This window comes from Burkholderia sp. 28_3 (assembly GCF_003253915.1).
GTDB lineage: Bacteria > Pseudomonadota > Gammaproteobacteria > Burkholderiales > Burkholderiaceae > Burkholderia > Burkholderia cenocepacia.
In genome coordinates this window covers 105,913-130,110 of the sequence record NZ_QKZF01000001.1, presented here as the reverse complement: position 1 = coordinate 130,110, position 24,198 = coordinate 105,913, and the positions used below count along the sequence as shown (strand labels likewise).

25 protein-coding genes are annotated in these 24,198 nt (G+C 67.7%); 10 read left to right on the top strand and 15 right to left on the bottom strand.

Annotation, left to right across the window (positions count from 1 at the left end; translation table 11 throughout):
* A complete protein-coding gene (locus DFS13_RS00595; RefSeq protein ID WP_034202163.1) occupies positions 1-762 on the bottom strand; it encodes an SDR family NAD(P)-dependent oxidoreductase in 762 nt (253 codons plus the stop codon).
* Positions 763-870: 108 nt separating this feature from the next.
* Here DFS13_RS00595 and DFS13_RS00590 point away from each other — a divergent pair, with 108 nt between their 5' ends.
* Complete coding sequence (locus DFS13_RS00590) at positions 871-1,782, top strand: LysR family transcriptional regulator (protein WP_111441274.1); 912 nt, start codon at positions 871-873, stop codon at positions 1,780-1,782.
* A 22-nt stretch (positions 1,783-1,804) separates the two neighbouring features.
* Here DFS13_RS00590 and DFS13_RS00585 read toward each other — a convergent pair whose 3' ends face one another.
* Positions 1,805-2,458, bottom strand: coding sequence for a TetR/AcrR family transcriptional regulator (locus DFS13_RS00585; protein WP_034202161.1), 654 nt, complete (start codon positions 2,456-2,458; stop codon positions 1,805-1,807).
* 146 nt (positions 2,459-2,604) lie between these two features.
* On the opposite strand from DFS13_RS00585, the gene DFS13_RS00580 reads away from it, so the two are divergent.
* Positions 2,605-3,897 (top strand): NAD(P)/FAD-dependent oxidoreductase, encoded by a 1,293-nt coding sequence (locus tag DFS13_RS00580; RefSeq protein WP_034202160.1) that lies wholly within the window; start codon positions 2,605-2,607, stop codon positions 3,895-3,897.
* 44 nt (positions 3,898-3,941) lie between these two features.
* Positions 3,942-4,331 carry a DUF3331 domain-containing protein gene (locus DFS13_RS00575; RefSeq protein ID WP_034202159.1) on the top strand — a complete coding sequence of 130 codons (390 nt, stop codon included), beginning with the start codon at positions 3,942-3,944 and terminating at the stop codon, positions 4,329-4,331.
* A gap of 3 nt (positions 4,332-4,334) precedes the next feature.
* Here DFS13_RS00575 and DFS13_RS00570 read toward each other — a convergent pair whose 3' ends face one another.
* Positions 4,335-5,663 carry a dicarboxylate/amino acid:cation symporter gene (locus DFS13_RS00570; protein ID WP_034202158.1) on the bottom strand — a complete coding sequence of 443 codons (1,329 nt, stop codon included), beginning with the start codon at positions 5,661-5,663 and terminating at the stop codon, positions 4,335-4,337.
* Positions 5,664-5,843: 180 nt separating this feature from the next.
* The gene (gene ggt, locus DFS13_RS00565; protein ID WP_006496886.1) at positions 5,844-7,595 is read right to left on the bottom strand and encodes a gamma-glutamyltransferase; all 1,752 of its coding nucleotides are present in this window, start codon (positions 7,593-7,595) and stop codon (positions 5,844-5,846) included.
* A 374-nt stretch (positions 7,596-7,969) separates the two neighbouring features.
* Between ggt and DFS13_RS00560 the strand changes: the two genes are divergently transcribed.
* A complete protein-coding gene (locus tag DFS13_RS00560; RefSeq protein WP_034202157.1) occupies positions 7,970-8,848 on the top strand; it encodes a MurR/RpiR family transcriptional regulator in 879 nt (292 codons plus the stop codon).
* A gap of 27 nt (positions 8,849-8,875) precedes the next feature.
* Here DFS13_RS00560 and DFS13_RS00555 read toward each other — a convergent pair whose 3' ends face one another.
* From DFS13_RS00555 to DFS13_RS00545, 3 genes are all read right to left on the bottom strand, one after another.
* Positions 8,876-10,222 (bottom strand): AAA-associated domain-containing protein, encoded by a 1,347-nt coding sequence (locus DFS13_RS00555; protein WP_034202156.1) that lies wholly within the window; start codon positions 10,220-10,222, stop codon positions 8,876-8,878.
* A gap of 11 nt (positions 10,223-10,233) precedes the next feature.
* The gene (locus DFS13_RS00550) at positions 10,234-11,988 is read right to left on the bottom strand and encodes an ABC transporter permease subunit (protein WP_034202155.1); all 1,755 of its coding nucleotides are present in this window, start codon (positions 11,986-11,988) and stop codon (positions 10,234-10,236) included.
* Positions 11,989-12,068: 80 nt separating this feature from the next.
* Complete coding sequence (locus DFS13_RS00545) at positions 12,069-12,278, bottom strand: hypothetical protein (protein ID WP_006484431.1); 210 nt, start codon at positions 12,276-12,278, stop codon at positions 12,069-12,071.
* Positions 12,279-12,531: 253 nt separating this feature from the next.
* Here DFS13_RS00545 and DFS13_RS00540 point away from each other — a divergent pair, with 253 nt between their 5' ends.
* From DFS13_RS00540 to DFS13_RS00530, 3 genes are all read left to right on the top strand, one after another.
* Positions 12,532-13,476 (top strand): metallophosphoesterase, encoded by a 945-nt coding sequence (locus DFS13_RS00540; protein WP_034202154.1) that lies wholly within the window; start codon positions 12,532-12,534, stop codon positions 13,474-13,476.
* 19 nt (positions 13,477-13,495) lie between these two features.
* A complete protein-coding gene (locus DFS13_RS00535) occupies positions 13,496-13,837 on the top strand; it encodes a cupredoxin family copper-binding protein (RefSeq protein ID WP_034202153.1) in 342 nt (113 codons plus the stop codon).
* Between the two features lie 89 nt (positions 13,838-13,926).
* The gene (locus tag DFS13_RS00530) at positions 13,927-14,388 is read left to right on the top strand and encodes a cupin domain-containing protein (protein ID WP_034202152.1); all 462 of its coding nucleotides are present in this window, start codon (positions 13,927-13,929) and stop codon (positions 14,386-14,388) included.
* Positions 14,389-14,402: 14 nt separating this feature from the next.
* Here DFS13_RS00530 and DFS13_RS00525 read toward each other — a convergent pair whose 3' ends face one another.
* The 3 genes from DFS13_RS00525 to DFS13_RS00515 all read right to left on the bottom strand — a co-directional run bounded on the left by DFS13_RS00525 (position 14,403) and on the right by DFS13_RS00515 (position 16,827).
* A complete protein-coding gene (locus DFS13_RS00525; RefSeq protein WP_077175858.1) occupies positions 14,403-14,744 on the bottom strand; it encodes a 3-phosphoglycerate dehydrogenase in 342 nt (113 codons plus the stop codon).
* A 126-nt stretch (positions 14,745-14,870) separates the two neighbouring features.
* Positions 14,871-16,031: a hypothetical protein gene (locus tag DFS13_RS00520; RefSeq protein WP_034202151.1), complete on the bottom strand. Its 1,161-nt coding sequence runs from the start codon at positions 16,029-16,031 to the stop codon at positions 14,871-14,873.
* 85 nt (positions 16,032-16,116) lie between these two features.
* A complete protein-coding gene (locus tag DFS13_RS00515; protein WP_034202150.1) occupies positions 16,117-16,827 on the bottom strand; it encodes an HAD family hydrolase in 711 nt (236 codons plus the stop codon).
* Positions 16,828-17,077: 250 nt separating this feature from the next.
* On the opposite strand from DFS13_RS00515, the gene DFS13_RS00510 reads away from it, so the two are divergent.
* Together DFS13_RS00510 and DFS13_RS00505 are read left to right on the top strand one after the other, a co-directional pair.
* The gene (locus DFS13_RS00510) at positions 17,078-17,386 is read left to right on the top strand and encodes a helix-turn-helix transcriptional regulator (RefSeq protein WP_006496873.1); all 309 of its coding nucleotides are present in this window, start codon (positions 17,078-17,080) and stop codon (positions 17,384-17,386) included.
* An 80-nt stretch (positions 17,387-17,466) separates the two neighbouring features.
* Positions 17,467-18,528 (top strand): alkene reductase, encoded by a 1,062-nt coding sequence (locus DFS13_RS00505; RefSeq protein ID WP_006484418.1) that lies wholly within the window; start codon positions 17,467-17,469, stop codon positions 18,526-18,528.
* Positions 18,529-18,546: 18 nt separating this feature from the next.
* On the opposite strand, the gene DFS13_RS00500 is transcribed toward DFS13_RS00505, so the two are convergent.
* On the bottom strand, positions 18,547-19,074 hold the full coding sequence (locus tag DFS13_RS00500; RefSeq protein WP_006484423.1) for a GNAT family N-acetyltransferase: 528 nt from the start codon (positions 19,072-19,074) through the stop codon (positions 18,547-18,549).
* Between the two features lie 123 nt (positions 19,075-19,197).
* A complete protein-coding gene (locus DFS13_RS00495; protein ID WP_152889735.1) occupies positions 19,198-20,118 on the bottom strand; it encodes a phosphatidylinositol-specific phospholipase C in 921 nt (306 codons plus the stop codon).
* A gap of 6 nt (positions 20,119-20,124) precedes the next feature.
* Between DFS13_RS00495 and DFS13_RS00490 the strand changes: the two genes are divergently transcribed.
* Complete coding sequence (locus tag DFS13_RS00490) at positions 20,125-21,147, top strand: LacI family DNA-binding transcriptional regulator (protein ID WP_048988649.1); 1,023 nt, start codon at positions 20,125-20,127, stop codon at positions 21,145-21,147.
* A gap of 32 nt (positions 21,148-21,179) precedes the next feature.
* On the opposite strand, the gene DFS13_RS00485 is transcribed toward DFS13_RS00490, so the two are convergent.
* From DFS13_RS00485 to DFS13_RS00475, 3 genes are read right to left on the bottom strand one after another with little or no spacing between them, the layout of a single operon-like run.
* On the bottom strand, positions 21,180-22,040 hold the full coding sequence (locus DFS13_RS00485) for a carbohydrate ABC transporter permease (protein WP_048988648.1): 861 nt from the start codon (positions 22,038-22,040) through the stop codon (positions 21,180-21,182).
* Positions 22,037-22,906 carry a carbohydrate ABC transporter permease gene (locus tag DFS13_RS00480; protein WP_111441273.1) on the bottom strand — a complete coding sequence of 290 codons (870 nt, stop codon included), beginning with the start codon at positions 22,904-22,906 and terminating at the stop codon, positions 22,037-22,039. Before DFS13_RS00480 ends, DFS13_RS00485 begins: the two co-directional genes overlap by 4 nt.
* Before the next feature lie 34 nt (positions 22,907-22,940).
* Positions 22,941-24,179, bottom strand: a complete 1,239-nt coding sequence (locus DFS13_RS00475; protein ID WP_006485597.1) for an ABC transporter substrate-binding protein — start codon at positions 24,177-24,179, stop codon at positions 22,941-22,943.
* Positions 24,180-24,198 lie beyond the last annotated feature (19 nt).

Here is a 24,198-nt window from a genome sequence, read left to right as displayed (position 1 = left end):
TCACCCGACGCGCCAGCCGCCGTTCACCGCGATCGTCGCGCCCGTGACGAACGACGCGCGCGGCCCGGCGAGCCACGCGACCGCGTCCGCGATGTCGTCCGGCTGCCCCGCGCGGCCGACCGGCGTCTGCTCGCGGATCGTCGCCGCGATGGCCGGCGCGACCCCGCCGTCGCCGAAGAAACGCGTATCCGCGATATAGCCGGGCGCGACCGTATTGACCGTCGCGCCGCGCGGCCCGAGTTCGCGTGCCAGCGCGACGGTGAAGCCTTCGACGCCGGCCTTCGCGGCCGCATACGCAAGGCCGCCCGGCAACAGGCTGCCGGCGCGCGCCGCGATCGAGCCGATGTTGACGATGCGCGCCGCGTACTCGGCCAGGTGCGGCAGCACGGCCATCGTCGTCAGGAACAGGCTTTTCAGGTTCGCGTCGAGCACCGCGTCCCAGACGGACTCGGCCTCGGCCGCTTCGGTATCCGCGCCGACGCGCCCGGTCAGCCCCGCGTTGTTGACCAGTACGTCGATGCGCGGCCAGCGCGCGACGATCGCAGCGACCGCCGCTTCCGCTTCGCGCCGCACGCCGAGGTCGCCGGCCTGCCCGATCGCCGCGCCGCCGAGACGCGCGACGGCCGCCGCCAGCCGCGCCCCGTCGCGCCCGACGATCGCGACGCGATACCCGTCCTGCACCAGCCGGTGCGCGATCGCGAAGCCGATCCCGCTCGACCCGCCCGTGACGATCGCCGTTCGCTGCTGTTCATTGCCCGTCATGACCTGCCCTCCCGAATCTCGATGGTGAATGACAACCCCATTCTCGGTAACGCAGGGTGATAGGTAAAATACGAATTCGATGATCTACTGATACATGGAAGGTATCGCATGATCGATCTGCGCCAATTCCGGCAATTCATCGCGGTCGCCGAAACGCTCAGTTTCCGGCGCGCGGCCGAGCGGCTGCACATGGCCCAGCCGCCGCTCAGCGCGGCGATCCGCAAGCTCGAGGACGAAGTGGGCGTCGCGTTGCTCGAACGCGACAACCGCGGCTCGCGGCTCACGCCGGCCGGCGAAGCCTTCCTGCTCGAAGCGCGGCGCACGCTCGAACAGGCCGAGCGCGCGGTGGCCGTGGCGCGCCGCGCGGGCGCCGGCCTCGGCGGCACGCTGCGGCTGCGCTTCGTCGACAGCACCGTCAACGCGCTGTTGCCGCTGATCCTGCGGGCATTCCAGGCATGGCATCCGAACGTCGATTTCCAGCTCGAGGAAGGCACGACCGCCGAGCAGGTGCTCGCGCTGCGTCAGGACCGCACCGACGCCGGCCTCGTCGTGCTGCCGGTGGCCGATGCCGGCGACGTGCACGTCGAGCCGCTGCTGCGCGACCGGATGGTCGCCGCGCTGCCCGACGGCCACCGGCTCGCGCGCCGCCGCCGCGTCGCGCTGGCCGAGCTGGCGGACGAACCGTGGGTCATGTTCGCCGCGCACCACGGGCCCGGCATGCATGCGCTGATCGTGACGGCGTGCGCGCAGGCGGGCTTCGCGCCGCGCGTGGTCCAGCAGCCGCGCCAGATGCAGACGACGGCCGGGCTCGTCGCGGGCGGCATCGGCGTCGCGCTGATGCCGCGCCTGTTCGTGCCGATGCAGCCGCAAGGCATTACGTTCTGCGAACTGAAGGATGCGGGCAGCCCGCTCGCATACGAACTGGCGCTCGCGTACCGCACGCCGTCGCCGCTCGTCGACGCGCTGCGCGAGAGCGCGCGCAACGCGGTGCGCGAACTCGGGCTGGTCGCCGCGACGTGACCGCGCGCGTCGCGCGCGGCGCTCAGTCGCCGATGAGGTTGAACGCGACGCCGAGCACGGCCTGCCGGAACGCCTCCGGCCGCGTCGGCAACGACGTGAACTCCAGCATCATGTGGCTGTACGACACCGTCGTGCCGATCGCGCTCGCGATCATGAAGAACAGCACGTTCGGATCGACCTGCCGGATCGTGCCGGCCTCGACCGCATCCGCCAGCAGCGGAAACATCGCATCGTGATACGGGCGCACGATCCGCTCCTGCAGTCGATCGAGCCGCCCGCCTTCCTCCGTCGCCGCGGTCGAGAAGAACATGCCGATATCCGGCTCCGCGAATTCGTGATCGACGCACAGCTCGAGCGCGCGCCGCACGCGGTCGCGATGCGGCAGCGGCGACGTGCGCAACGCACGCAGCGCGTCGAACATCGGTTCGGCCAGTTCGACGATCTGCTCGACGACGGCCAGCCACAACGTTTCCTTCGTACCGAAGTGATGGGCGATCAACGCCGCATCGATGCCCAGCTCGCGCGCGACTTCGCGCACGCTCGTCGCGTCGTAGCCGCGCTTCGCGAACGTGCGGCGCGCGGCCCGCAATATCACGTCCGGGCCGACGGACGCATCCGCCAGCGGCCGTCCGCGCGTACGCCGCTTCGACGGTGCGCGCTCAGTGACTTCTGCCACGTTTTTCCTGCTCCTTGAACGATTCGAATGCCCGTGCTCGGTCCCCGGTTTCACGTACCGGAAGCGGGCGGCCTGCCCCGCTCCGTTGACACGCGGAGCCGGGAAGCGCTAGGATCATACCTTATTCATCACGTGATGATTTATCCATGACAACCCCTACACGCATCGTCATCGTCGGCGGCGGGATCGCCGGGCTGCAGCTCGCGACCCGCCTGGGCGAGCGTCTCGGCCGCTCCGGGCGGGCGCAGATCACGGTCGTCGATCGCAGTCCGACGCACATCTGGAAGCCGATGCTGCACACGATCGCGGCCGGCACGCGCGACGTCCAGCAGCAGCAGGTGATCTTCCTCGCCCATGCCCGCGACCACGGCTACACGTACCAGCCCGGCGAACTGAAGGGGCTCGATCGCGCACGCCGCCGCGTGCAGCTCGGCGAGATCCGCTCGCAGGACAGCGGCGTCGTGATCGACGCACGCGAACTCGAATACGACGTGCTGATCCTCGCGCTCGGCAGCCAGGCCAACGATTTCGGCGTGCCCGGCGTGCGCGAGCACTGCTACTTCATCGACAGCCAGCAGCAGGCCGAGACCTTCAACGAAGCGTTGCGGATGCGCGTGTTCCGCAGCATCGCGCGCGACGAGCCGTTTCGCGTCGCGATCGTCGGCGCGGGGGCGACGGGCGTGGAACTCGCGGCGGAGTTGAGCCGCTTGCTGGAAGTCGCGCAGGCCTATGGCGACGACACGGTGCGCGAGCGACTGCAACTCACGCTGCTCGAAAGCGGCCCGCGCATCCTCAACGCGTTTCCGCCGAGGATTTCCGCGTCGGCCCAGCGGCGGCTCGAACAGATCGGTTTTCGCGTACTCACGTCGACGCGCGTCACGTCCGCCGACGCGAACGGTTTCCACTACGGCGACGGTTCGTTCGCCGAAGCGGACCTGATGGTGTGGGCGGCCGGCGTGAAGGCGCCCGATTTCATGCAGGCGCTGGGCGGGCTCGACACGAACCGCGCGAACCAGATCGTCGTCGGCCCCACGCTGCAGGCGACCGGCGACGAGCGCGTGTTCGCGATCGGCGATTGCGGCAGCCTGCTGCCCGACGGCCACGAACGGCCGCTGCCGCCGACCGCGCAGGTCGCGACGCAGCAGGCCGAGCATCTCGCGAAGCATCTGCCCGCGTGGCTCGACGGCACGCCGATTCCGCCGTTCGCGTTCCACGATTTCGGCGCGCTGGTGTCGATCAGCGACTACGACGCGTTCGGCACGCTCGGGCAGTTCGGATTCTTCCGCGGCGGCTTCATCCAGGGCCGCTTCGCGCAGTTCAGCCACCTGATGCTCTACCGGCGGCACCAGCAGGCGCTGCACGGTTTCTCCAAGGCGACCCTGCTGTGGATCGCCGAACGGATCAACGGCTGGGTGCAGCCGCGCATCCGCCTGTCGTGATGCCGCGTGTCGCGGCACCGCGCAACGTTTCGAGGAACAGAGACATGAACAATCGTGTAGCGCCCTGGCTCATGACCGTCGCCGCAATCGGCAGCTTCGACATGCCGTCCGTTTCGTGGAGCGGGCCGCGACGGCGCAGCGTCACGCGTGACCGGCTGCCGTCGTGGGACGCGACGAGCAAGCCGACCATCAGCGTGCTCGAACGGCCCACGCCCGACACCGTGATGATTTCGTGGTGCGATGCATGCACCGGACATTACGGCTACCAGAAGTGGCGCCTGTTCACGACGCGCAAGCGCGGCGTGTGCGCGCTGTCGGGGCGCGCGATCGAGATCGGCGACAGCGTCTACGCGCCGCAACTGCTCGGCTCGACGCCGGGCAACGCCGCCGCGATGGTGCTCGCGGCGTGCATCGACGAAGCGCTCGCGGCCTGACCGTCAGGTCGACGTGGCCTGACCGGCGCCATAGGCCGGGTCGCCGTTCTGCCGTTCGAGTTCGGCATCGAGATGCGCGGCATGCGCGTGCGCTTCGGACTCCGACATCAGCTCGCCTTCCCACTTCGCGACCACCGCGCTGGCGATCGAGTTGCCCACCGCATTGGTGGCCGAGCGGCCCATGTCGAGGAACGTGTCGACACCGAGAATCAGCAGCAGCCCGGCTTCCGGGATGTTGAACTGGTGCAGCGTCGCCGCGATCACGACGAGCGACGCGCGCGGCACGCCGGCCATCCCCTTCGACGTCAGCATCAGGATCAGCAGCATCGTGACCTGCGTGCCGAGCGACAGGTGGATGTCGTACGCCTGCGCGATGAACAGCGTCGCGAACGTGCAGTACATCATCGAGCCGTCGAGGTTGAACGAATAGCCCATCGGCATCACGAAGCTCGAGATCTTGCGGCGCACGCCGAACCGGTCGAGCGCGTCGAGGATCTTCGGATACGCGGCTTCCGAGCTCGCGGTCGCGAACGACAGCATGAACGCTTCCTTGATCAGCACGAGCAGCTTGAACACGCGGCGACCGAGGAACAGCAGCCCGGCCGTGACGAGCGTGGCCCACAGCAGCACGAGGCTCGCGTAGAAGTCGCCCATGAACACCGCGAACTTCAGCAGGATCGACAACCCGTTGATCGCGACGGTCGACGCCATCGCGGCCATCACCGCGAGCGGCGCGAGCTTCATCACGTAGCCGGTGATCTTCAGCATCACGTGCGCGAGCTGGTCGATCGCGGCGACCAGGATCTTGCCGCGCTCGCCGAGTGCGGCGAGCGCGACGCCGAAGAACATCGAGAACACGACGATCTGCAGGATCTCGTTGTTCGCCATCGCCTCGGCGATCGACTTCGGCACCATGTGGCCGACGAAATCCTTCAGCGTGAACTTGGACGTCGCGAGATGCGCGGACGCGCCGATGTCCGGCAGCGGCAGCCCGAGGTTCTCGCCGGGCCGCAGCAGGTTCGCCATCAGCAGCCCCAGCAGCAACGAGATCAGCGACGCGGTGACGAACCAGCCGAGCGCCTTCACGAACACGCGCCCGACCGACGACGCATCGCCCATGTGCGCGATGCCGACGACGAGCGTCGAGAACACCAGCGGGCCGATCACCATCTTGATCAGCCGCAGGAACACGTCGGACACGAGCGAGATGTAGCCGGCGATTTCCGCGGCCGATTGCTTGTCGGGAAGCTGCGTGTAGATCAGGTAGCCGACCAGGATGCCGGCTGCCATCGCGATCAGGATCCACCCTGCTGCAGACATTCGTTTGTTCATGACGGGATTCGCCGCATGGCGATGGAGTTGACGGAAGAAAGCTGCGCGCGCCGTGCCTCGGTGCGCACCGGGCGCGCCGCTGCGGCTGCCGGATGCCCGCTGACGGACACGCTTGCCGCCGCACCGGCATTCGCGGCAACGCGAACGCCGGCGGCAGCGATTCAACTTGAAACGATCGCGTCAGTAGCCGATCGCCGAGCCGGCCGGACGGCGCGGGTCGTTGTAGCCGTAGATGAAGCCGACGCGCACGTTGCCGGACACCGACGAATCGTTCCCGGAACTCTGGCGGCTCGCCGCTTCGGTGCCCGGCAGGCCGACCATGATCAGCTCGGCGGCGCCCCACGGCGTCTGCTCGACCATCTTGTAGCCCATGTTGCGCAGGATCGCGAGCGTGTCCGGCGACAGGCCGTAGGTTTCGTAATAGACCGCGTCGGGCAGCCACTGGTGATGGATGCGCGGCGCGGCGACCGCGTCCTGCGGCGTCATCCCGTAGTCGATCACGTTCAGCACGGTCTGCAGCGTGATCGTGATGATGCGCGAGCCGCCGGGCGAACCGACCACCATGAACACCTTGCCGTCCTTCTTCACGATGGTCGGCGCCATCGACGACAGCGGACGCTTGCCCGGCGCGATCGAGTTGCGCGTGCCCTGCACGAGGCCGAACAGGTTCTGCGCGCCGACTTTCACGGTGAAGTCGTCCATCTCGTCGTTCAGGAAGAAGCCCGTGCCCGGCGCGATGACCACGGCGCCGAAGCGGCCGTTGACCGTGTAGGTCGTCGACACCGCATTGCCGTCGTGGTCGACGATCGAGTAATGCGTCGTTTCCGGCTTCTCGTGCACGCCGACACCGGGCTGCACGTCGACCGACGGCGTCGCCGTATCGGCATGGATGCTCTTGCGGATCTGCGCCGCGTACTCCTTGCTCGTCAGCTTCGCGATCGGGTTGTCGATGAAGTCCGGATCGCCGAGCAGCGTGTTGCGATCTTCGTACGCATGGCGCATCGCCTCGGTCATGTAGTGCACCGCCGCGGCCGAGTGGTAGCCGAGCTTGCGCAGGTCATATCCTTCGAGGATGTTCAGCGTCTCGCACATCGTCACGCCGCCCGAGCTCGGCGGCGGCGCCGACACGAACTCGTAGCCGCGATACGTGCATGTCAGCGGCGCCATGTCCTGCGCGCGATAGGACGCGAAATCGGCCGCCGTGATCACGCCGCCGCCGCGCTTGGCCGCCGCTTCCACGATCTTCGGGATCTCGCCGTGATAGAACGCGTCGGGCCCCTGCTCCGCGATGCGCTCGAGCGTGCGCGCCAGATCCTTCTGCACCAGGCGATCGCCCGGCTGCAGCGCCGTGCCGTCCGGGCGCAGGAAGATGCGCGCGGCTTCCGGATCCTTCCTGAAGCGCTCGACCGTCGTGTCGAGGATGTCGGTATCGCCGCGCGTCAGCACGAAGCCGTCGCGCGCGAGCCGGATCGCCGGCGCCATCACCTGCCGGCGCGTCAGCTTCCCGTATTTGCGCTGCGCGAGATCGAGGCCGGCCACCGTGCCCGGCACGCCGACCGCACGGTAGCCGTACAGGCTCTGGTCCGGAATCACGTTGCCCGCCGCATCGAGATACATGTTCGCGGACGCCGCGGCCGGCGCGGTCTCGCGGAAATTGATGAAGCGGTCGCGACCGTCGGCCAGGTGGATCGTCATGAAGCCGCCGCCGCCGATGTTGCCGCAGCACGAGTTGGTCACGGCCTGCGCATAGCCGACGGCCACTGCCGCGTCCACCGCATTGCCGCCTGCCTTCAGGATGTCGACGCCGATCTGCGACGCGAAGTGCTGCGACGACACGACCATGCCGTTCTTCGCTTCGACCGCCGGGTCCGACGCGGCGAACGCGCACACGCTCATCGCCGACAACAGGGTGAGTACTACGAGCCGCCTCATGACGGAATCCTCCAGACGAATAAACCGGGCCATGCCGGGATACGTCGACCGCGCAACTGGTTGGTCGACGCTGCCGATTCGACATGTAATAAACAATACATTTCAGCGAGGCCGCGATCATATCATTCGCTTTTTTGTACCAAAACCTAGGGTAACCACTGAATTTAAAGCGAAACATCCGAGATGCATCGGGTGAAGCATGTTTGATTTATTACATATATGAACATATCGTCGGGGCAGGTGATGCGTCCCTCTAATTTGAAACCGCACGCGGCCTGCCGCCCCGCGATCGGCTAACATGCGTGCAGTTGCCGGCAGACGCCCGTCTGCCGTTTCATTGGGTCATTCAATTCAGATAGAGAGCCGGAGTGCCGATGGGGACGAGCATCAGGGCGTTGCTGTTATCCCAAATGGATAGCTTCACGCCGTCGGAACAGAAGGTCGCGCAGGCGTTGCTGGATCGCTATCCCAGTCTGGGGCTGGGCCCCATCGCGCAGGTTGCGAAGCAGGCGGAAGTCAGCGACCCGACCGTGTTCCGCTTCGTCGTCCGGATCGGTTTTCCGAACTACTCGTCGTTCCAGCAGGCGCTGCACGACGAGATCGACACCGCGATGAATTCGCCGCTCGCGCGGATGGATGCGTTCCACTCGGAAACGGGCATGCGCGACAGTCACGCGGCGATTTTCCAGCGGCTGTCCGAATCGCTCGCGACGACGATCGACGGGCTCGACGCGGCCGCGTTCGACGCAGCCGTGGCGGTGCTGGCCGATCCGGACGTGCGCGTCTTCTGCGGCGGCGGGCGCTATACGGCGCCGCTTGCGTCGCTGTTCTCGTTCACGCTGGCCTATGCGCGGCCGCACGTGCAGTACGTCGAGCCGAACGTGAATCTCGCGTCCGTCGCGCTGGCCGACATGGGGCGCAACGACGTACTCGTGATCTTCGATTTTCGCCGTTACCAGAAGGACAGCATCCGCTTCGCGCAGGCCGCGCACCAACTCGGCGCGCGAATCCTGCTGATCACCGACGAATGGCGCTCGCCGATCGGCGAGTTCGCGGAGATCGTGCTGCGCATCCAGGGCCGCCCTTTCGCGATGCTGCAGACCAACGTGCCCGCGCTGGCGCTCGCCGAAGCGCTGGTGATCGGCGTGACGAACCGGCTGCCGGAACTGGCGCGGCAGCGGATGGAGAAGATCGAGCAGCTCAATGCGGGCGGGATCGAGTGGGATATGAGCCGGCGGGATTTGCCGGAGTGACGACGCGTCGCCCTCCGCCTGCAGGGATCAGCTCTCGACATCCTCCAGACTGAACACTTCCGTCTTGTCGTTATACGAAAAGACCTCCCCATACCGCCCCCAGTCGATCACCGCATCGAGCGTTTCCTCCGCCGCCTCGTCGGACAGAAAATCCTCCAGCTCCTGCTCGAAGCGCACGCGCGGCGCGCGATGACCCGGACGCTCGTTCAGCACCTTCCTGATCCGCGCCGCGAGCGGCACGTGCTTCAGCAGGTGATCGGCGAACATCAGCTTGCGCTCCTGCGTGCCGAATTCGGCGAACACGCGGGCGGGCGGCGTCAGGAACACGTCGCCTTCGCGCACGTCCGCGAAGCCGAGGTGCTGCAGCACTTCCGCGATCGGGAACAGTTCGTCGACCTCCAGATGCAGCGAGCGTGCGATTTCCGGCATGTCGGCGCGGCCATGGTACGGCGCCATCGCGAGCGTTTCGATCAGGCCGGCCATCAGGTTGGTCGACACGCGCGGCATCCAGCTACCCAGCTCGAGCCCCTTCTTCGTCGCCTCGCCGGTCTGGCGCGCGGTCATCTTCGCGTAGATGTCGTCGACGAGCTTGCGGAAATCGGCATCGAGCCGGTTACGCGGATGCTTGAACGGCACCTTGATCTCGGCGATCACGCGGCCCGGATTCGACGACAGCACGAGAATCCGGTCGCACATGAACACCGCTTCCTCGATGTTGTGCGTGACGATCAGCACCGACTTGATCGGCATCCGGCCTTGCGTCCACAGATCGAGCAGATCGGTGCGCAGCGTTTCAGCCGTCAGCACATCGAGCGCGGAAAACGGCTCGTCCATCAGCAGAATGGTCGGGTCGACGACGAGCGCGCGCGCAAAACCGACGCGCTGGCGCATCCCGCCCGACAGCTCGCGCGGATACGCGTTCTCGAAACCGTCGAGACCGATCAGGTCGATCGCGGCGAGCGCACGTTCGCGCCGCTCGCGCGCGCCGACGCCGAGCGCCTCCAGCCCGGCTTCCACGTTCTGCAACACGGTCAGCCACGGGAACAGCGCGAAGGTCTGGAACACCATCGCGACGCCTTCGGCCGGGCCGCGCAGCGGCTGGCCGAGGTAGGTCACTTCGCCGCCGGTCGGCTCGATCAGGCCGGCGATGATGCGCAACAGCGTCGATTTCCCCGAGCCCGAGCGGCCGAGCAGGCCGACGATCTCGCCTTCGCGCAGCGACAGGTTCGCGTCGTCGAGCACGAGCAGCTCGCCCTGCGTCTTGTTGAAGCCGCGGTTCACGTGCTCGACACGCAGGATTTCTTCACCGAGCCGCGGCGGCTGCAGCGGCTGGGACGTCTTGACGGGGGCGTTGATAACGGTCGAATTTTGCATCGCGCTTACTCTCAATCGAGACGGAGCCGGGATTCCGCATAGGCGTACATCGGACGCCACAGCAGGCGGTTGAACAAGGTAACGAACAGGGACATCACGGCGATGCCAAGGATGATCTTCGGGAAATCGCCGGCGGCGGTCGTTTGCGCGATATACGAGCCCAGGCCGTGCGCGACGACCTTCGTATCGCCCCATTGCACGAATTCGGACACGATGCTCGCGTTCCAAGCGCCGCCCGACGCGGTGATCGCGCCGGTCACGTAGTACGGGAAGATGCCGGGCAGCATCGCCTGGCGCCACCACTGCCAGCCGCGGATGCGGAAATTCTTCGTCGCTTCCTTGTAGTCGTTCGGATAGGACATCGCGCCGGCGATCACGTTGAACAGGATGTACCACTGCGTGCCGAGCACGATCAGCGGCGACAGCCAGATGTCCGCGTTCAGGTGGAAATGGACGATGACGATCACGAACACCGGGAACAGCAGGTTCGCCGGAAACGCGGCGAGGAATTGCGCGAGCGGCTGGATCTTCTCGGCGAGCTTCGGGCGCAGCCCGATCAGCACGCCGAGCGGCACCCAGATCACCGACGCGATCGCGATCAGCACCAGCACGCGCAGCAGCGTGATCAGCCCGAGCACGAGCACGTGGCCCACCTCGCCCATCGTCACGCCGGTCGCGACGAAACTGACGACGCGCCACACGACGTACAGCGTCAGCGCGATCACGAACGCGCCCCACACGATGTCGCCGATGCGCGACGAACGGCGCGACGATGCGCCGCGCACGCGCGTACCCGCCAGCAACGGCACGCGCAGCGGAATCCGCGCGGCCTGCGACAGCAGCCAGCCGGCCGGCACGAGCAACTGATGGATCAGGTGCGTGCGACGCATCATGTCGAGCAGCCACGATTGCGGCGCATCGCCCGACGCGGTGTTCTCCATCCGGAACTTGTCGGCCCACGCGACGAGCGGACGGAACAGGAACTGGTCGTACGCGAGGATCACGACCGACATCGCGACGATCACCCAGCCGACCGCGCCGAGATTCTTGTCCGCGATCGCCTGCGCGAGATACGCACCGATGCCCGGCAGCGTGATCGTCTGGTTGCCGACGGTGATCGCCTCGGATGCGACGACGAAGAACCAGCCGCCCGACATCGACATCATCATGTTCCAGATCAGGCCCGGCATCGAGAACGGCACCTCGAGCTTCCAGAAGCGCTGCCACGGCGTCAGGTGAAAGCCGCGCGACACTTCGCTCAGGTCGCGCGGCACCGTGCGCAGCGACTGGTAGAAGCTGAACGTCATGTTCCACGCCTGGCTCGTGAAGATCGCGAAGATCGCGGCCAGCTCGGCGCCGAGCACGCGGCCCGGAAACAGCGCGAGGAAGAACGTGACGGTAAACGAGATGTAGCCGAGCACCGGCACCGACTGCAGGATGTCGAGGATCGGGATCAGCACCATGCCCGCGCGGCGGCTCTTGGCCGCGAGCGTGCCATAGACGAGCGTGAACACGAGCGACGCGATCATCGCGGCGAGCATCCGCAGCGTGGTGCGCAGCGCGTATTCGGGCAGGTTCGACGGATCGAGCGAGATCTTCTGCGTCTGCAGTACGCCGATCGGCGCCATCGTCTCGTGAAAACCGACGATCGCCATCGCCAGCACGCAAATGATCAGCGGAAACGCGACCGCATCCCAGCGGTTGGGCAGCACGCGCCACGCCGACGCGTTGGCAGTGCGATTCGGATCGAAGAAACGGATATCCATCGGTAGCGTCTTGTGTGGAATTGAAAATCGATGGGGTCGGCCGCCTGTCGCGCAGCCGGGCGTCGCACTCGCGGTGCGAATCAGAACAGCCCGTGCAGTGCCCGGTATGAGGTGGCCGGCAACGCGAACGGCCGCACCGCACCGTCCTTGACGAAACGAAGACCGGCACCGGGATGAATGCCGACACCGACGATGCCGCAGGCAACGATCAGAAAAAGCGGCGCGAGGCCGAGGGCGCGTGTGCGGTGAGCGACCGCACCGCCCGTTTCCGTTGCCGCGAGGTTCGGCATGAAGGGCTCCGGAGAGGGGTTCGGAGTGGGAGGCTATCGGGCGGCCGTGACGCAAATGTGACGTGTCACTTACAGGACATTGACGGCTCATCCGGGCGGAATCGTGCATCGCCCCGTCGGCTGTCAATGCGAGTGTTCAACCTCGTAACGGGCGGGAATAAATCCGCCGCTTCGCCGGTATCGCACGCGAATGCGCCGGCTTATTCCAGGACGATCCGGCCGTCCGGTTTCGTCACACGAATGCGAGGCTCACATGTCTTCATCGCCCCCCACCCGCCCGTCGCGCCGCAAGGCCCTGCAATGCATGGCCTTCGGCGGCCTCGGTACGCTGTTCACGTTGTCGGGCGGCATCCTCACGCCGTTCGACCTCGCGCTTGCGCAAGCCGGCGATGCGCGCCCGGCCGACGCGGGCCGGCCGCTGTTCGTGCAGATCAGCGATACGCACATCGGCTTCAACAAGGACGCGAATCCGGACGTGTCGGCCACGCTGAAGCAGACGATCGACCTCGTCAACGGGATGCCCGCGCTGCCGGCGCTGACGATCCACACCGGCGACATCACGCACCTGTCCAAACCCGAGGAATTCGATCACGCGTCGCAGTTGCTGTCCGCGCTGCGCGTGACGGAACTGCATACGGTGCCCGGCGAACACGACGTCACCGACGGGTCGGGCGCCGAATATTTCGGCCGGTTCGGCAAGGCGTCGGACAACCGCGGCTATTACAGCTTCGACCACGCGGGCGTGCACTTCATCGGCCTCGTCAACGTGATGCACTTCAAGCCGAACGGGCTCGGCAGCTTCGGCGACGAGCAGCTCGCGTGGCTCGCGCAAGACCTGAAAGGCCGCTCGTCGAGCACGCCGATCGTCGTGTTCTCGCACATGCCGATGTGGACCATCTACGAACCGTGGGGCTGGGGCACCGGCGACGCGCCGCAGACGATGGCATTGCTGCGCCGCTTCGGCTCGGTCACCGTCCTGAACGGGCACATCCATCAGATCGTGTCGAAGGTCGAGGGCAACGTGACGTTCCACACCGCCCGCTCGACCGCGTTCCCGCAGCCGACGGCCGGCAACGGCCCGGGCCCCGTGCCGCTCACGGTGCCGCACGACCGGCTGCCGTCGATGCTCGGCGTGACGACCGTCGAGTTTGCCGGCCATCCGGTCGCGTCGTCGCTGCACGATGCGACGCTCGCGTGATTGATATAAGGAGAACGACATGATCCGCTTCCAACGCCACCGAATCGTCGCCGTGCTGATCCTGTGCGGCGCCGCTGCCGGCACGCCGCCCGCCGCGTTCGCGCAGGGCCCGAACGGCCCGCTCGTGACGATCCGCAATTTCATGTTTTCGCCGATGTCGACCACGATCAAGGCCGGCACGACCATCACGTGGAAGAACCTCGACGCGGAGCCGCATACCGTCGTCAACGACGCCGGCATCTTTCATTCGAAGGCGCTCGACCAGGACGAGACGTATTCGTTCCGCTTCGACAAGCCGGGTGTCTACAAGGTGTTCTGCGGTATTCATCCGTACATGAAGGAGACGATCACCGTCGAATGACGCGGCCCGCCACGCACCGCGGGCGAACGACGGGCGGCCGCCTACAATGACTGTCGTCCCCTTCGCCCGCGAGGCAGACGGAGCCGTCCATGCCAAGGATCGATCTCGGTACCGTGCCCGAACGCCGCGGCAGCGGCTATCCGCGGCCGTTCGATGCGCCGTGCGCGCAGCGCATCCGCCAGCGTCTCGGCGACGCCGGCGGCCTGCGCGATTTCGGCGTCAACCTGATGCGCGTGCCGCCAGGCGGCTGGTCGTCGCAGCGCCACTGGCATTCCGACGAGGACGAATTCGTCTACGTGCTCGCAGGCGAGCTCGTGATGATCAAGGACGGTGGTGAAACCGTGCTGCGCGCGGGCGACTGCGCGGCGTTTCCGAAAAATTCGGGTAACGGCCATCATCTGATCAACCGATCGGATGCGGTCGCCGTCTATCTCGAGGTCGGCTCGCGCTCGCCGGACGACGTGATCACGTGCCCGGACATCGACATGATGAGCCCGAGCCGCGACGGCCGGTTTCTGCACAAGGACGGCACGCCGTACCCGGACGCGTGACACCTGCGCGTCGGTCACGCCCGCCGGGCCCGCAGGCGCGCGCGGCCGGCCGGGGTCACCGCCACTTCCGCCACGCCGCCAGGTGTATGACGCCGGACCACGTAGCCGCGCGCGCAGGCTTCCTCCCACACCGGCAGGCGCGGGCACGACGTGCGCCACGCATCGATCACCTCATCGTACGGCCGCGCGGCGGGCCCGATCCATTCGAGCAGGTCGTCGATCAACGGCTCGAGCGACGCCGCTTCGCGCTCGGACGCCTTCGGGTGGACTACGTGGATCGGCTGCGCATCCGGCTTGCGAAAGCTCGGCAGCGCACACAGCGTGTCGAAATGATCGTCGAGGATCGTGATGTCCATGGGGCGCTCCTGTGAACACCGTCATCCTGAACCGCGAGCGCCGAACCGGGAAATGAATTTAACGTGCGGATTCCTGCATTTTTCTGATCGATCTGTTTCCGTCGCTCACGCGCGTCGCATGCAGGCTCACTGCCCCGCCGCGCGCAGCGCCGGCGCGGTGCCGGCAACGACCGGACACGATCGAGGCAGCGCGTGCCCGAACAACACGGCCAGCCCGCAAGCGGACGTGAACATGCCGAGGCCGTCGTGCCCGACACCCGGCACTTCGACCACCTGCTGCGCGAGATCGTCCGGATGCCGCTTCTTCAGGTAATCGAAATACGCGAGCCCGCGCGCCAGCCGGTATGGCCCCTGCGCCATCGCCGCGCACGAGCGGTCGATGAAATGCGTGGTTGGATTCGTGTCCGCCTGCCCGAGCAGGTACACGACATGGCGTGCGACGTAGCGCGTTTCGAGATCGCGCACGTCCTGCGACGCGACATAAGGCGGCGCCGATCTCAACCCGTACTTCCATTCGGTCGCGCGCGGACAGGCGCCGCCGGCAAGCGCGTCGGCATTCGGCCGTTCATCGTCGAAATACAGGTAGCTCGACGGATTCGCGACCACGTAACGCACGGCAATGCCGGCACGCGCCAGTGCGTCGCCTTCGCGCCCGGCCACCGCATAACGCTGCAGCAACTGTGCACCGGCGGAATGACCGATCACGACGACCGTCGACAACGACGGGTACAGGCCGCGATCGGCGAAATGCGCGAGCAATGCGTCGAGCGCCGCGAACGAGCTGACCGGGCCCGGCTCGCGCGCCGGTTCGCCGCCTTTCCATCCTTCCTGCGTCCACGCGAGCGTCGATGCGGACAACGAAAAGGCGCGCGCGTCGGCACGGGTCAGGAACTGCGGTGCGACCACCATCGTGCCCGCGCCGGCCGCCCCGGCCTTTTCGACGACCTTGCGCCCCGATGCGTAATACGCGTCGGCGTTACGGAGCGTGCCGTGAATCACGATGAACACGCGCGTGACGTCGGGTGCGGCCTGGTCGAGCGGACGGTCCGCGTAGACGGGCAGCTCCGCGCGGTCCTGCGGCGTGTCGACGGCCAAGCGCTGGTCGGCGACGGCCTTGACCGGCGCTTCGAGACGTTCGCGCTGCGTGGGCGTGGCGGCTTCGGCCTGCGCGCCGCCCGGCATGCCGACGGCGGCGACCGCGAGCGGAACGGCGAACGACAGGGCTCGGGCGAGCGGCAACGCACGCAAGCGTCGGAGGCGGGCAAAGGCGACGGAAATGGCGGACATGGCGGCGGCTCGGGTGGCGAATATGACTTGAACGGCGATGGTCGCAGAATCCGTCGCGCGCTGCCGGCCCGTTGCCGAAAACGGGTCAGCCGGCCGGCTGCGCACCCGGTTCGGCGTCGGCGCACGCTTCGCCCGCTCGACGCTGCAGCTGCTGCACGATGCCGAGCAGTTCGCCGATATGCGTCGCTACCGCCTGCTTGCCGGCGCGCGCCCACGCGTCGAACGACGTCATCCCGCTCACCGCGCCGACGAACGGCACGCCGGCCCGCTCGGCCGCCTGCGCGTCCACTGCATGGTCGCCGACGTAGATCGCGGCGGCGGCGGGCAAGCCGAGCCGCGCCAGTGCCTGCACGAGCCCTTCCGGGTCCGGCTTGTGGCGTTGCACGTCCTCCCCGCCGATCAACACGTCGACCATCGATTGCAAGCCGTTGCGTTCGAGAATCGCGTCGATCCGGTAGCGAAACTTCGACGACACGATCGCGACGGCAAGCCCTTGCTCGCGCAACGCCGCGAGCAGCGGCGGCACTTCGGGATAGATGCGGGTGCCGGGCACCATGATCTCGTCGGCGCGCGCGACGAAGTGCCGCGCGAACGCATCGGCCCGCGCCGCCACGGTCTCGCCCGTCAACAAACGGAACATGTCCGGCAGCGGCAGTCCGATCACGGCGCCGATCTGCGCGGGTGTCGGGCCGGCGGCGTCGAGTTGATCCAGCGCGTACCGGGTGCATTCGATGATCGCGGCGGACGAATCCGCCAGCGTCAGGTCGAAATCGAATATGACGGCCCGAACCGACATGAAAGAACTCCGTAAGCAAAGCGCGATGCCACGTATGTTACGCGCGCGGCGGGATGAGATCGCCGACGAGATGGACCTGAAACCGGGCGGCCGCGTTGAAGGCGCGTCGCCCGGCATTGATCCGCCCCCAAGATCGTCGCACGCTATCAACCCCATTGCCGGTAGTGCTTACAAACATATCGTCAAAACACGATATATGATTCGCCCATCGACGATACCCGTCTGCCTGACCGAAACACCCAGCCTTTCCATGCCGACCGAACTCGACATCGACGCGATCCTGAAAGCGCTCTCGAACCCCGTGCGCCGGGAGATCCTCGTCTGGCTGAAAACGCCCGGCGAGCATTTCCCGCAGCAGACGCTGCCGTACGAACACGGCGTCTGCGCGGGCCAGATCGACGCGCGCTGCGGGCTGTCGCAGTCGACCGTCTCCGCGCACCTCGCGACGTTGCAGCGCGCGGGGCTCGTGACGTCGACGCGGATCGGCCAATGGGCGTTCTTCCAGCGCAACGAGGCCGTCATCGACGCATTTCACGACGCCCTGCGCCGCGAACTCTAGCCAACGGCCGAACCGGCCATGCGGGGCGCCATCGCACACGACGCGACGGCTTCCCGCCTTTCGTGAAGAGGTTATCTGCCATGCCCACGCTGTTCGATCCCGTTACCCTCGGCGACCTGACCCTGCCGAACCGCATCGTGATGGCGCCGCTCACCCGCTCCCGTGCGGGCGCGACGCGTGTGCCGAACGCGCTGATGGCGCGCTACTACGCCGAGCGCGCATCGGCCGGCCTGATCATTACCGAAGCGACGTCGGTCACGCCGCAAGGCGTCGGCTATGCCGACACGCCGGGCATCTGGTCCGACGAACAGGTCGAAGGCTGGAAGCAGATCACGCAGGCCGTGCATGCGGCCGGCGGGCGCATCGTGCTGCAACTCTGGCACGTCGGCCGGATCTCCGATCCGATGTTCCTGAACGGCGACCTGCCGGTCGCGCCGAGCGCGATCGCCGCGGGAGGCCACGTGAGCCTCGTGCGTCCGCCGCGCCCGTTCGTGACGCCGCGCGCTCTCGAACTCGACGAAATTCCGGGCATCGTCGCCGCGTACCGCAAGGGCGCCGAGAATGCGAAGGCAGCGGGCTTCGACGGCGTGGAAATTCACGGCGCGAACGGCTACCTGCTCGATCAGTTCCTGCAGGACAGCACCAATCGCCGCACCGATGCGTACGGCGGCCCGATCGAGAATCGCGCGCGCCTGCTGCTCGAAGTGGTCGACGCGGCGATCGACGTTTGGGGCGCCGGCCGGGTCGGCGTGCATCTCGCACCGCGCGGCGACGCGCATACGATGGGCGATTCCGATCCGGCGGCCACGTTCGGTTACGTCGCGCGCGAACTCGGTCGCCGCAAGATCGCGTTCATCTTCACGCGCGAATCGTATTCGGGCGACCAGTTGAGCCCGCGCCTGAAGGAAGCATTCGGCGGCCCGCTGATCGCGAACGAGCAGTTCACACTCGACACCGCGCAGGCCGCGCTCGCGAACGGCAGCGCCGACGCGATCGCCTGGGGCAAGCTGTTCATCGCGAACCCGGACCTGCCGCGCCGCCTCGAAATCGGCGCGCCGCTCAACAAGCCGGTGCCGGAGACGTTCTACGCGGAAGGCGAAACGGGCTACACCGACTACCCTGCGCTGAGCGACGCGGCCTGACGGTAGGACGGCGCGGGTTCAGGCGCGCACGTCGGCACGCATGAACACGCGCTGCGTTTCGTCGAGACCGAGCGCGACGTGGTGCGCGCGGATCGCGCGCAGCGCGTCGTCGAGAGATGCGTCGTCGATGATGTGGAAACCGAGGCGCGCGTAATAAGGGGCGTTCCACGGCGCGTCGCGGAACGTCGACAGCACGACCTCGACGATGCCGTCTTGCGCGGCGCGCGCCATGATCCGCTCGATCAGGCGCGCGCCGATCCGCTGCCCCGCATGCGACGGCGCGACATCCAGTTCCTCCAGATACAGCCGCTGCGCATCGAGCAGCCGGTAGAACGCGAACCCGACGCACGTGCCTTGCGAATCGACCGCGACGTACGCGCGACCGTCGTCGATCCGCATGAGCACGGCAGCCGCATCGGTCGGCTCGCCGTCGGCGATGTCGGCCATGCCGACCTCGCGAAACCGCTGCGCGGCGGCCACTTCCACGGCGGCCATCGCGGCCGCGTCTTCCCGCGTGGCGGGGCGAATCAGGATCGATGCAGGCATGACGGCAATTCGGGCAGGCAGTCCGGGACGGCCGTCACTATAATCGAAACCTCATACGTATCGTTTCGAACGCCCGATCCACGGGGTTCGCCGGCTGCGGTACCCCCGGCGACCCGCCGCCCGCTAACAGCGAAACGCCTTGCGCCAGACGCCCTGCTCCGGCGTGTGAGCGTTGCATTCGATCAGCGCGCGCACCAGCGCCCAGTCGTCGTCATCGCAGAAATCGAGCAGCATCGCGCCGTACGGGCCGCGCTGTTCGCGCAAGCGCACCGCCAGTCGCGCATGAATGCCCGGCACGCGGCCATCTCCATGTGCGACCACCGACGGATTCGCGCCCATCCCCGTTCCGCTGCAGAAATTGAGCGCCCAGCGGCCGCTGTCCGGCAGCGGCAGATGCGTCAGCAACGCGTCGATCGCATGCCACTTCCATGCGATCGATGCGGCCACCGGCACGCGATACTCGTCCTGGATCACGAACGCACCGTCCGGATGGTCGATCGTGAACGTCGCGTTGTCGGACCACGCGGTCAGGTCGATGCCGAGCGGCCGGCCGCTGCGAAAGCGCCGCAACAGCACGACCGCGCCGCGCACGTCGCCGAGCGTCGGCAGCGTGCCGCCGGCATGCCAGCGCAGCCGCGGATGCCGCGCGCGATGCGCGTCGAACGTCGCATCGAAACCGCGCGTGCACGCATGCGCAGGCCATTCGTCCTTCACCGACATCACGATGCATTCGCGCGGATGCGCATCGAGAAAGCGCGTACAGGTTGCCAGCACGTCGTCGAACGTCATGCCGAGCGCGATGCCGCCGTGATGGATGTCGAACGCATCGCGCACGTGCCGGCAGCGGATGTCGAGCAGCCGCACGCCATGCGCGAGCTGCGCCTCGAGCGGCGCGCGCTGCGTGCGCACGAGCAAATCGTCGACCGTATACGCACAGGTGTCATGGCTGCCCGGTAGGGTCAGCGTATGCAGCGGCCGCGCGTCGTCGAGCGCCGACATCCAGTCGGCAGGCGGCACGCACGTATCGTGGCTCGAAGGGATCATGAATCGATGAATGACAAGGAAAGAAAACCGTGGGTCACGGCGTCGGATGTCGCGGCGCGGGCCGGCGTCTCACGCTCCGCAGTGTCGCGCGCGTTCTCGCCGACGGCAAGCATCGCGCCGCAAACACGCGAACGCGTGATGGTCGCCGCGCGGGCGCTGGGCTACCAGGTCAACCTGATCGCGCGCGACATGATCACGCAGCGCAGCAGCATGATCGGCGTCGTGACGGCCGGATTCGAGAACCCGTTTCGCGCGCGGCTGCTGTCGGACCTGATGGCCACGCTCGGGCAGCGCGCGCTCACGCCGCTCGTGACCAATGCGGAAGACCCGCGCCAGATCCGGCAATCGCTCGAACAACTGCTCAGCTACCGGATCGCGGGCCTCGTGATGACGTCCGCGTCGCCGCCGCTGTCGGTCGCGCAGCAGTATCTCGAACACCGGATTCCGGTCGTGATGATCAACCGCGAAGCGAACCTGCCGGGCGCGGACGTGGTCGTCAGCGACAACGCGGCGGGCGCGGTCCACGCCGCGCAGCGGCTCGTGCGGGCCGGCGCGCGCCGGCTCGCGTTCGTCGGGCCGCGCGGCACGAGCTACAGCGCGCGGTCGCGCGCCGCGGCGTTCGAACAGGCGCTCGCGCAACGCGACGCATTCGACGCGACGCTCGTCCGCGTGCTCGACACGCCGTCCGACACCCACGCCAGCGGGATCGACGCGGCGCGGCAACTGTTCGCGACGGGCGAGCGGCCCGACGGCGTGTTCTGCTCGTCCGACCTGCTCGCGCTCGGCGTGATCGACGTCGCACGCCGAGAATTCGGCTTGCGCGTACCGGACGATCTGCGCGTGATCGGCTTCGACGACATCCCCGCCGCCGAGTACGACGCCTATCGGCTGACGACGCTGCGGCAGGACACGCGCGGCCTCGCCCTCGCGGCGATCGACCTGCTCGCGGACCGGCTGCAGACGTTCGACGGCCCGTCGCGCACGCGCGTCGTGCCGGTCACGCAGGTGGTGCGAAACAGCTGCGCGTGACGACGCAGGACCGGGCGCGGTCACCCCGCGCGTCACTTCAATCCGCCCGCGAACCCGCGCAACAGGTAGCGCTGCACGTAACCGGCCACGGCGAGCGTGGGCAGCGACGCCATCAGCCCCGCGCTCATCAGGTCGCCCCAGTCGATCCCGTTCTCCGTCACGTAGCCGGCGATCGCGAGCGGCAGCGTGAAGCGGCTCGGCGTCGACACGAACAGCAGCGCGATCAGGAATTCGTTCCAGGCCGCGATGAACACGAAGATCGCGGTCGCGATCAGCCCCGGCGCGCACAGCGGCAGCACGATCTGCACGAGCCGCCGCGCGAGCCCCGCGCCGTCGATGCACGCCGCCTCTTCGTACTCGATCGGGACGTCGCGCACGAACGCGAGCAGCATCCAGATCGCCATCGGCAATGCATAGATCTGATACGCGAGCATCAGGCCGAGCGTCGAATCGAGCAGGTGCAGCCGCTTCGCGAGCGCGAACAGCGGCACCGCGATCGTGATCGGCGGCATCAGCTTCAACGCCAGCACGAGCACCAGGAACAGCAGGTCGAGCCGCGCCGGAAACCGCAGCCGCACGAGCGCATACGCGGCCGGAAACGCGAGCGCCAGTGCGAGCAGCGTCGTGCCGAAGCCGACCAGCAGCGAATTGAACAGCGGCGCGCCGATACCGTTCGACCACACCGACGCAAAATGCTCGACGGTCGGCGCGGCCGGCCAGATCCGCAACGGATGATCGAGGCGTTCGAGCGTCGGCATGAAGGCCGCGCCGGCCATCCACAGGCACGGCAGCAGCAACAGTGCGAGCGCGACGATGCGCAGCGCCCACGGCACCGTTTGACCGAATGCGGCGCCCGTTCGGGCGCGCGGGATACCCGTCGATCGCGTCGTCATGCGCGCCGCTTGCGAACCGTCTGCCATACGTACCCCGAGACCAGCAGCGCGGACGCCGCGAGCATCAGCACCGACGCGGCACTCGCCGGCCCGACGTTGAAGAAGCGGAAGCCCGTGTCGTAGATATAGGTCGACAGCGTCTGCGTCGCGTTGCCGGGGCCGCCGCCCGTCAGCGCATAGACCTTGTCGAACAGCTTGAACGTGTCGATCGAGCGCAGCAGCAGCGCGAGGACGATCTGCGGCGCGGCGAGCGGCAGCGTGATGTCGCGCAGGCACTGCCACTCGCTCGCGCCGTCGGTGCGCGCGGCTTCGTACAGTTCCGGCGGAATCGACTGCAGCCCGGCCAGCACGATCAGGAACGCCATCGGCGTCCACTGCCAGACGTCGACGAGCGCGAGCGACCACAGCGCGAGATGCGGATCGGACAGCCAGCGCACGCCTTCGATGCCGAACGCCGCGAGCAGCGCATTGAGGAAGCCGTCGAAGTTCAGCCAGTTGCGCCAGATCGCCGAGCACACGAGCGTGGACAGCATCATCGGCAGGATCGCGAGCGGCAACGCGATGCGCCGGCCCGGAAACGCGCGCACGAACAACAGCGCGAGACCGAAGCCGAGCGCGACTTCGGCGAGCGACGCGACGATCGTGAAGCGCAACGTGTTGCCGAAGCCGGCCGCGAACGCGTCGTCGCCGAGCACCGCGCGATAGTTCGCGAGCCCCGCGAACGCGCGGCGGCCGGCCGAGTAGTCGACCCGGCAGAACGAGTCGATCAGCACCTGCGCGACCGGATACAGCGCGAGCGCGGCGAGCACCAACAGCGCGGGCCCGAGCAGCGCGACGAACGGCAGGCTGCGGCCGAACGCTTTCATGCGTGAGCTCCGGCCAGCGGATCGACGTGAGCCGTCACTTGCCGGCCGCGGCCGTCGCCTGCGCGATCTTCTGCTGCGCCTGGCGCAGCGCGGCGTCGGGCGCGGCCTGCCCCGTCAGCGCGAGCTGCAACTGATCGCCGAGAATGCTCTCGACCTGCTGCCAGTCCTTCACACGCGGCCGCGCGCGGCCGGCCTCGAGCGCCTTCAGTTGATCCGGATACCAGCGGTACTGGCGCACCAGCGCCGGATCGTTGAACACGCTGCGGCGGGTCGGCGGAATGCCGATGCCGGCGAGGCGCGTCTGCGTGTCGCGCGCGGTGAGGTACGCGAGAAAATCCTGCGCGAGCTTCGCGTGCGGCGCGTCCTTCGGAATGCCCATCTGCCAGATGCCGAGCATCGGCGCCGGGCCCGCGGTCTGCCCCGGCGGCGGCTGCAGCGCGATCTGCCCGACCACGCGCGACTGCTTCGCGTCGTCGAGCGCCGGCACCCACGCCGGCCACACCTCGATCGACTGCGCGGCCGTGCCGCGTTGCAGCGCGTCGCGCACTTCCGCCGCGCCGTACACGTCGACGTCCTTCGGCGCGAACGCCTTCAGCGCGAGGAACGTCTTCAGCGCGGCCTGCGCTTCGCGCGAATCGATCGTCACGTTGCCGGCGTGGTCGAACACGTCGCCGCCATACGCCCACAGGATCGGCAGGAAGCCCGTGACGACCGGGTTGCCCTTCGTGCCGCGGAACACGACACCCGACACGCTCTTGTCCGCGCCGCCGACGGTCTGGGCGATCTTCAGCACGTCGTCCCAGTTGCGCGGCGGTTGCAGCTTGTACTTCGCGAGCAGGTCCTTGCGGTACGCGAACATCTCGACGTTGCCGACGATCGGCAGCGCGTACAGCGCACCGGCCGCATTGCGGCCGAGCGCGACGGCGGACGGCACGAGATCGGCGTCCGCGAGCGCCGCGGGCAGCGGCTTCAGCCAGCCGTTGCCGATGAATTCCGGCGCCCACGTGTCGTCCATCATCACGAGGTCGTACGCGCCGGTGCCTTCGCGCATCGACAGCTTGAGCTTCTGGTACAGGTTCGCGTTCGGCAGCTTGAGCAGCTCGATCTCGGTGCCCGGATGCAGCTTGTTGAAGCCGGCGACGGCGTCGGCCAGCCCCTTTCCGTAGATGTCGTCGCGGCCCGCGATGACGAGATCCGCCGCGAAGGCGTGCGTGGCGGCAACGGATAGCGCAACGGCGGCGGACAGCGCGCGCAGGCGGCTCAGCAGGGTCATGTGGTCTCTCTCGATCGGC

Bases quoted from the DNA above. Each gene is read 5' to 3' on its own strand.
- DFS13_RS00480 (WP_111441273.1), bottom strand. From the start codon at position 22,906: ATGAAAGCGTTCGGCCGCAGCCTGCCGTTCGTCGCGCTGCTCGGGCCC.
- DFS13_RS00575 (WP_034202159.1), top strand. From the start codon at position 3,942: ATGAACAATCGTGTAGCGCCCTGGCTCATGACCGTCGCCGCAATCGGC.
- DFS13_RS00555 (WP_034202156.1), bottom strand. From the start codon at position 10,222: ATGCAAAATTCGACCGTTATCAACGCCCCCGTCAAGACGTCCCAGCCG.
- DFS13_RS00490 (WP_048988649.1), top strand. From the start codon at position 20,125: ATGAATGACAAGGAAAGAAAACCGTGGGTCACGGCGTCGGATGTCGCG.
- DFS13_RS00550 (WP_034202155.1), bottom strand. From the start codon at position 11,988: ATGGATATCCGTTTCTTCGATCCGAATCGCACTGCCAACGCGTCGGCG.
- DFS13_RS00570 (WP_034202158.1), bottom strand. From the start codon at position 5,663: ATGAACAAACGAATGTCTGCAGCAGGGTGGATCCTGATCGCGATGGCA.
- DFS13_RS00485 (WP_048988648.1), bottom strand. From the start codon at position 22,040: ATGACGACGCGATCGACGGGTATCCCGCGCGCCCGAACGGGCGCCGCA.
- DFS13_RS00475 (WP_006485597.1), bottom strand. From the start codon at position 24,179: ATGACCCTGCTGAGCCGCCTGCGCGCGCTGTCCGCCGCCGTTGCGCTA.
- DFS13_RS00495 (WP_152889735.1), bottom strand. From the start codon at position 20,118: ATGATCCCTTCGAGCCACGATACGTGCGTGCCGCCTGCCGACTGGATG.
- DFS13_RS00580 (WP_034202160.1), top strand. From the start codon at position 2,605: ATGACAACCCCTACACGCATCGTCATCGTCGGCGGCGGGATCGCCGGG.
- DFS13_RS00545 (WP_006484431.1), bottom strand. From the start codon at position 12,278: ATGCCGAACCTCGCGGCAACGGAAACGGGCGGTGCGGTCGCTCACCGC.
- DFS13_RS00525 (WP_077175858.1), bottom strand. From the start codon at position 14,744: ATGGACATCACGATCCTCGACGATCATTTCGACACGCTGTGTGCGCTG.
- ggt (WP_006496886.1), bottom strand. From the start codon at position 7,595: ATGAGGCGGCTCGTAGTACTCACCCTGTTGTCGGCGATGAGCGTGTGC.
- DFS13_RS00505 (WP_006484418.1), top strand. From the start codon at position 17,467: ATGCCCACGCTGTTCGATCCCGTTACCCTCGGCGACCTGACCCTGCCG.
- DFS13_RS00590 (WP_111441274.1), top strand. From the start codon at position 871: ATGATCGATCTGCGCCAATTCCGGCAATTCATCGCGGTCGCCGAAACG.
- DFS13_RS00515 (WP_034202150.1), bottom strand. From the start codon at position 16,827: ATGTCGGTTCGGGCCGTCATATTCGATTTCGACCTGACGCTGGCGGAT.
- DFS13_RS00500 (WP_006484423.1), bottom strand. From the start codon at position 19,074: ATGCCTGCATCGATCCTGATTCGCCCCGCCACGCGGGAAGACGCGGCC.
- DFS13_RS00595 (WP_034202163.1), bottom strand. From the start codon at position 762: ATGACGGGCAATGAACAGCAGCGAACGGCGATCGTCACGGGCGGGTCG.
- DFS13_RS00540 (WP_034202154.1), top strand. From the start codon at position 12,532: ATGTCTTCATCGCCCCCCACCCGCCCGTCGCGCCGCAAGGCCCTGCAA.
- DFS13_RS00560 (WP_034202157.1), top strand. From the start codon at position 7,970: ATGGGGACGAGCATCAGGGCGTTGCTGTTATCCCAAATGGATAGCTTC.
- DFS13_RS00520 (WP_034202151.1), bottom strand. From the start codon at position 16,031: ATGTCCGCCATTTCCGTCGCCTTTGCCCGCCTCCGACGCTTGCGTGCG.
- DFS13_RS00530 (WP_034202152.1), top strand. From the start codon at position 13,927: ATGCCAAGGATCGATCTCGGTACCGTGCCCGAACGCCGCGGCAGCGGC.
- DFS13_RS00535 (WP_034202153.1), top strand. From the start codon at position 13,496: ATGATCCGCTTCCAACGCCACCGAATCGTCGCCGTGCTGATCCTGTGC.
- DFS13_RS00510 (WP_006496873.1), top strand. From the start codon at position 17,078: ATGCCGACCGAACTCGACATCGACGCGATCCTGAAAGCGCTCTCGAAC.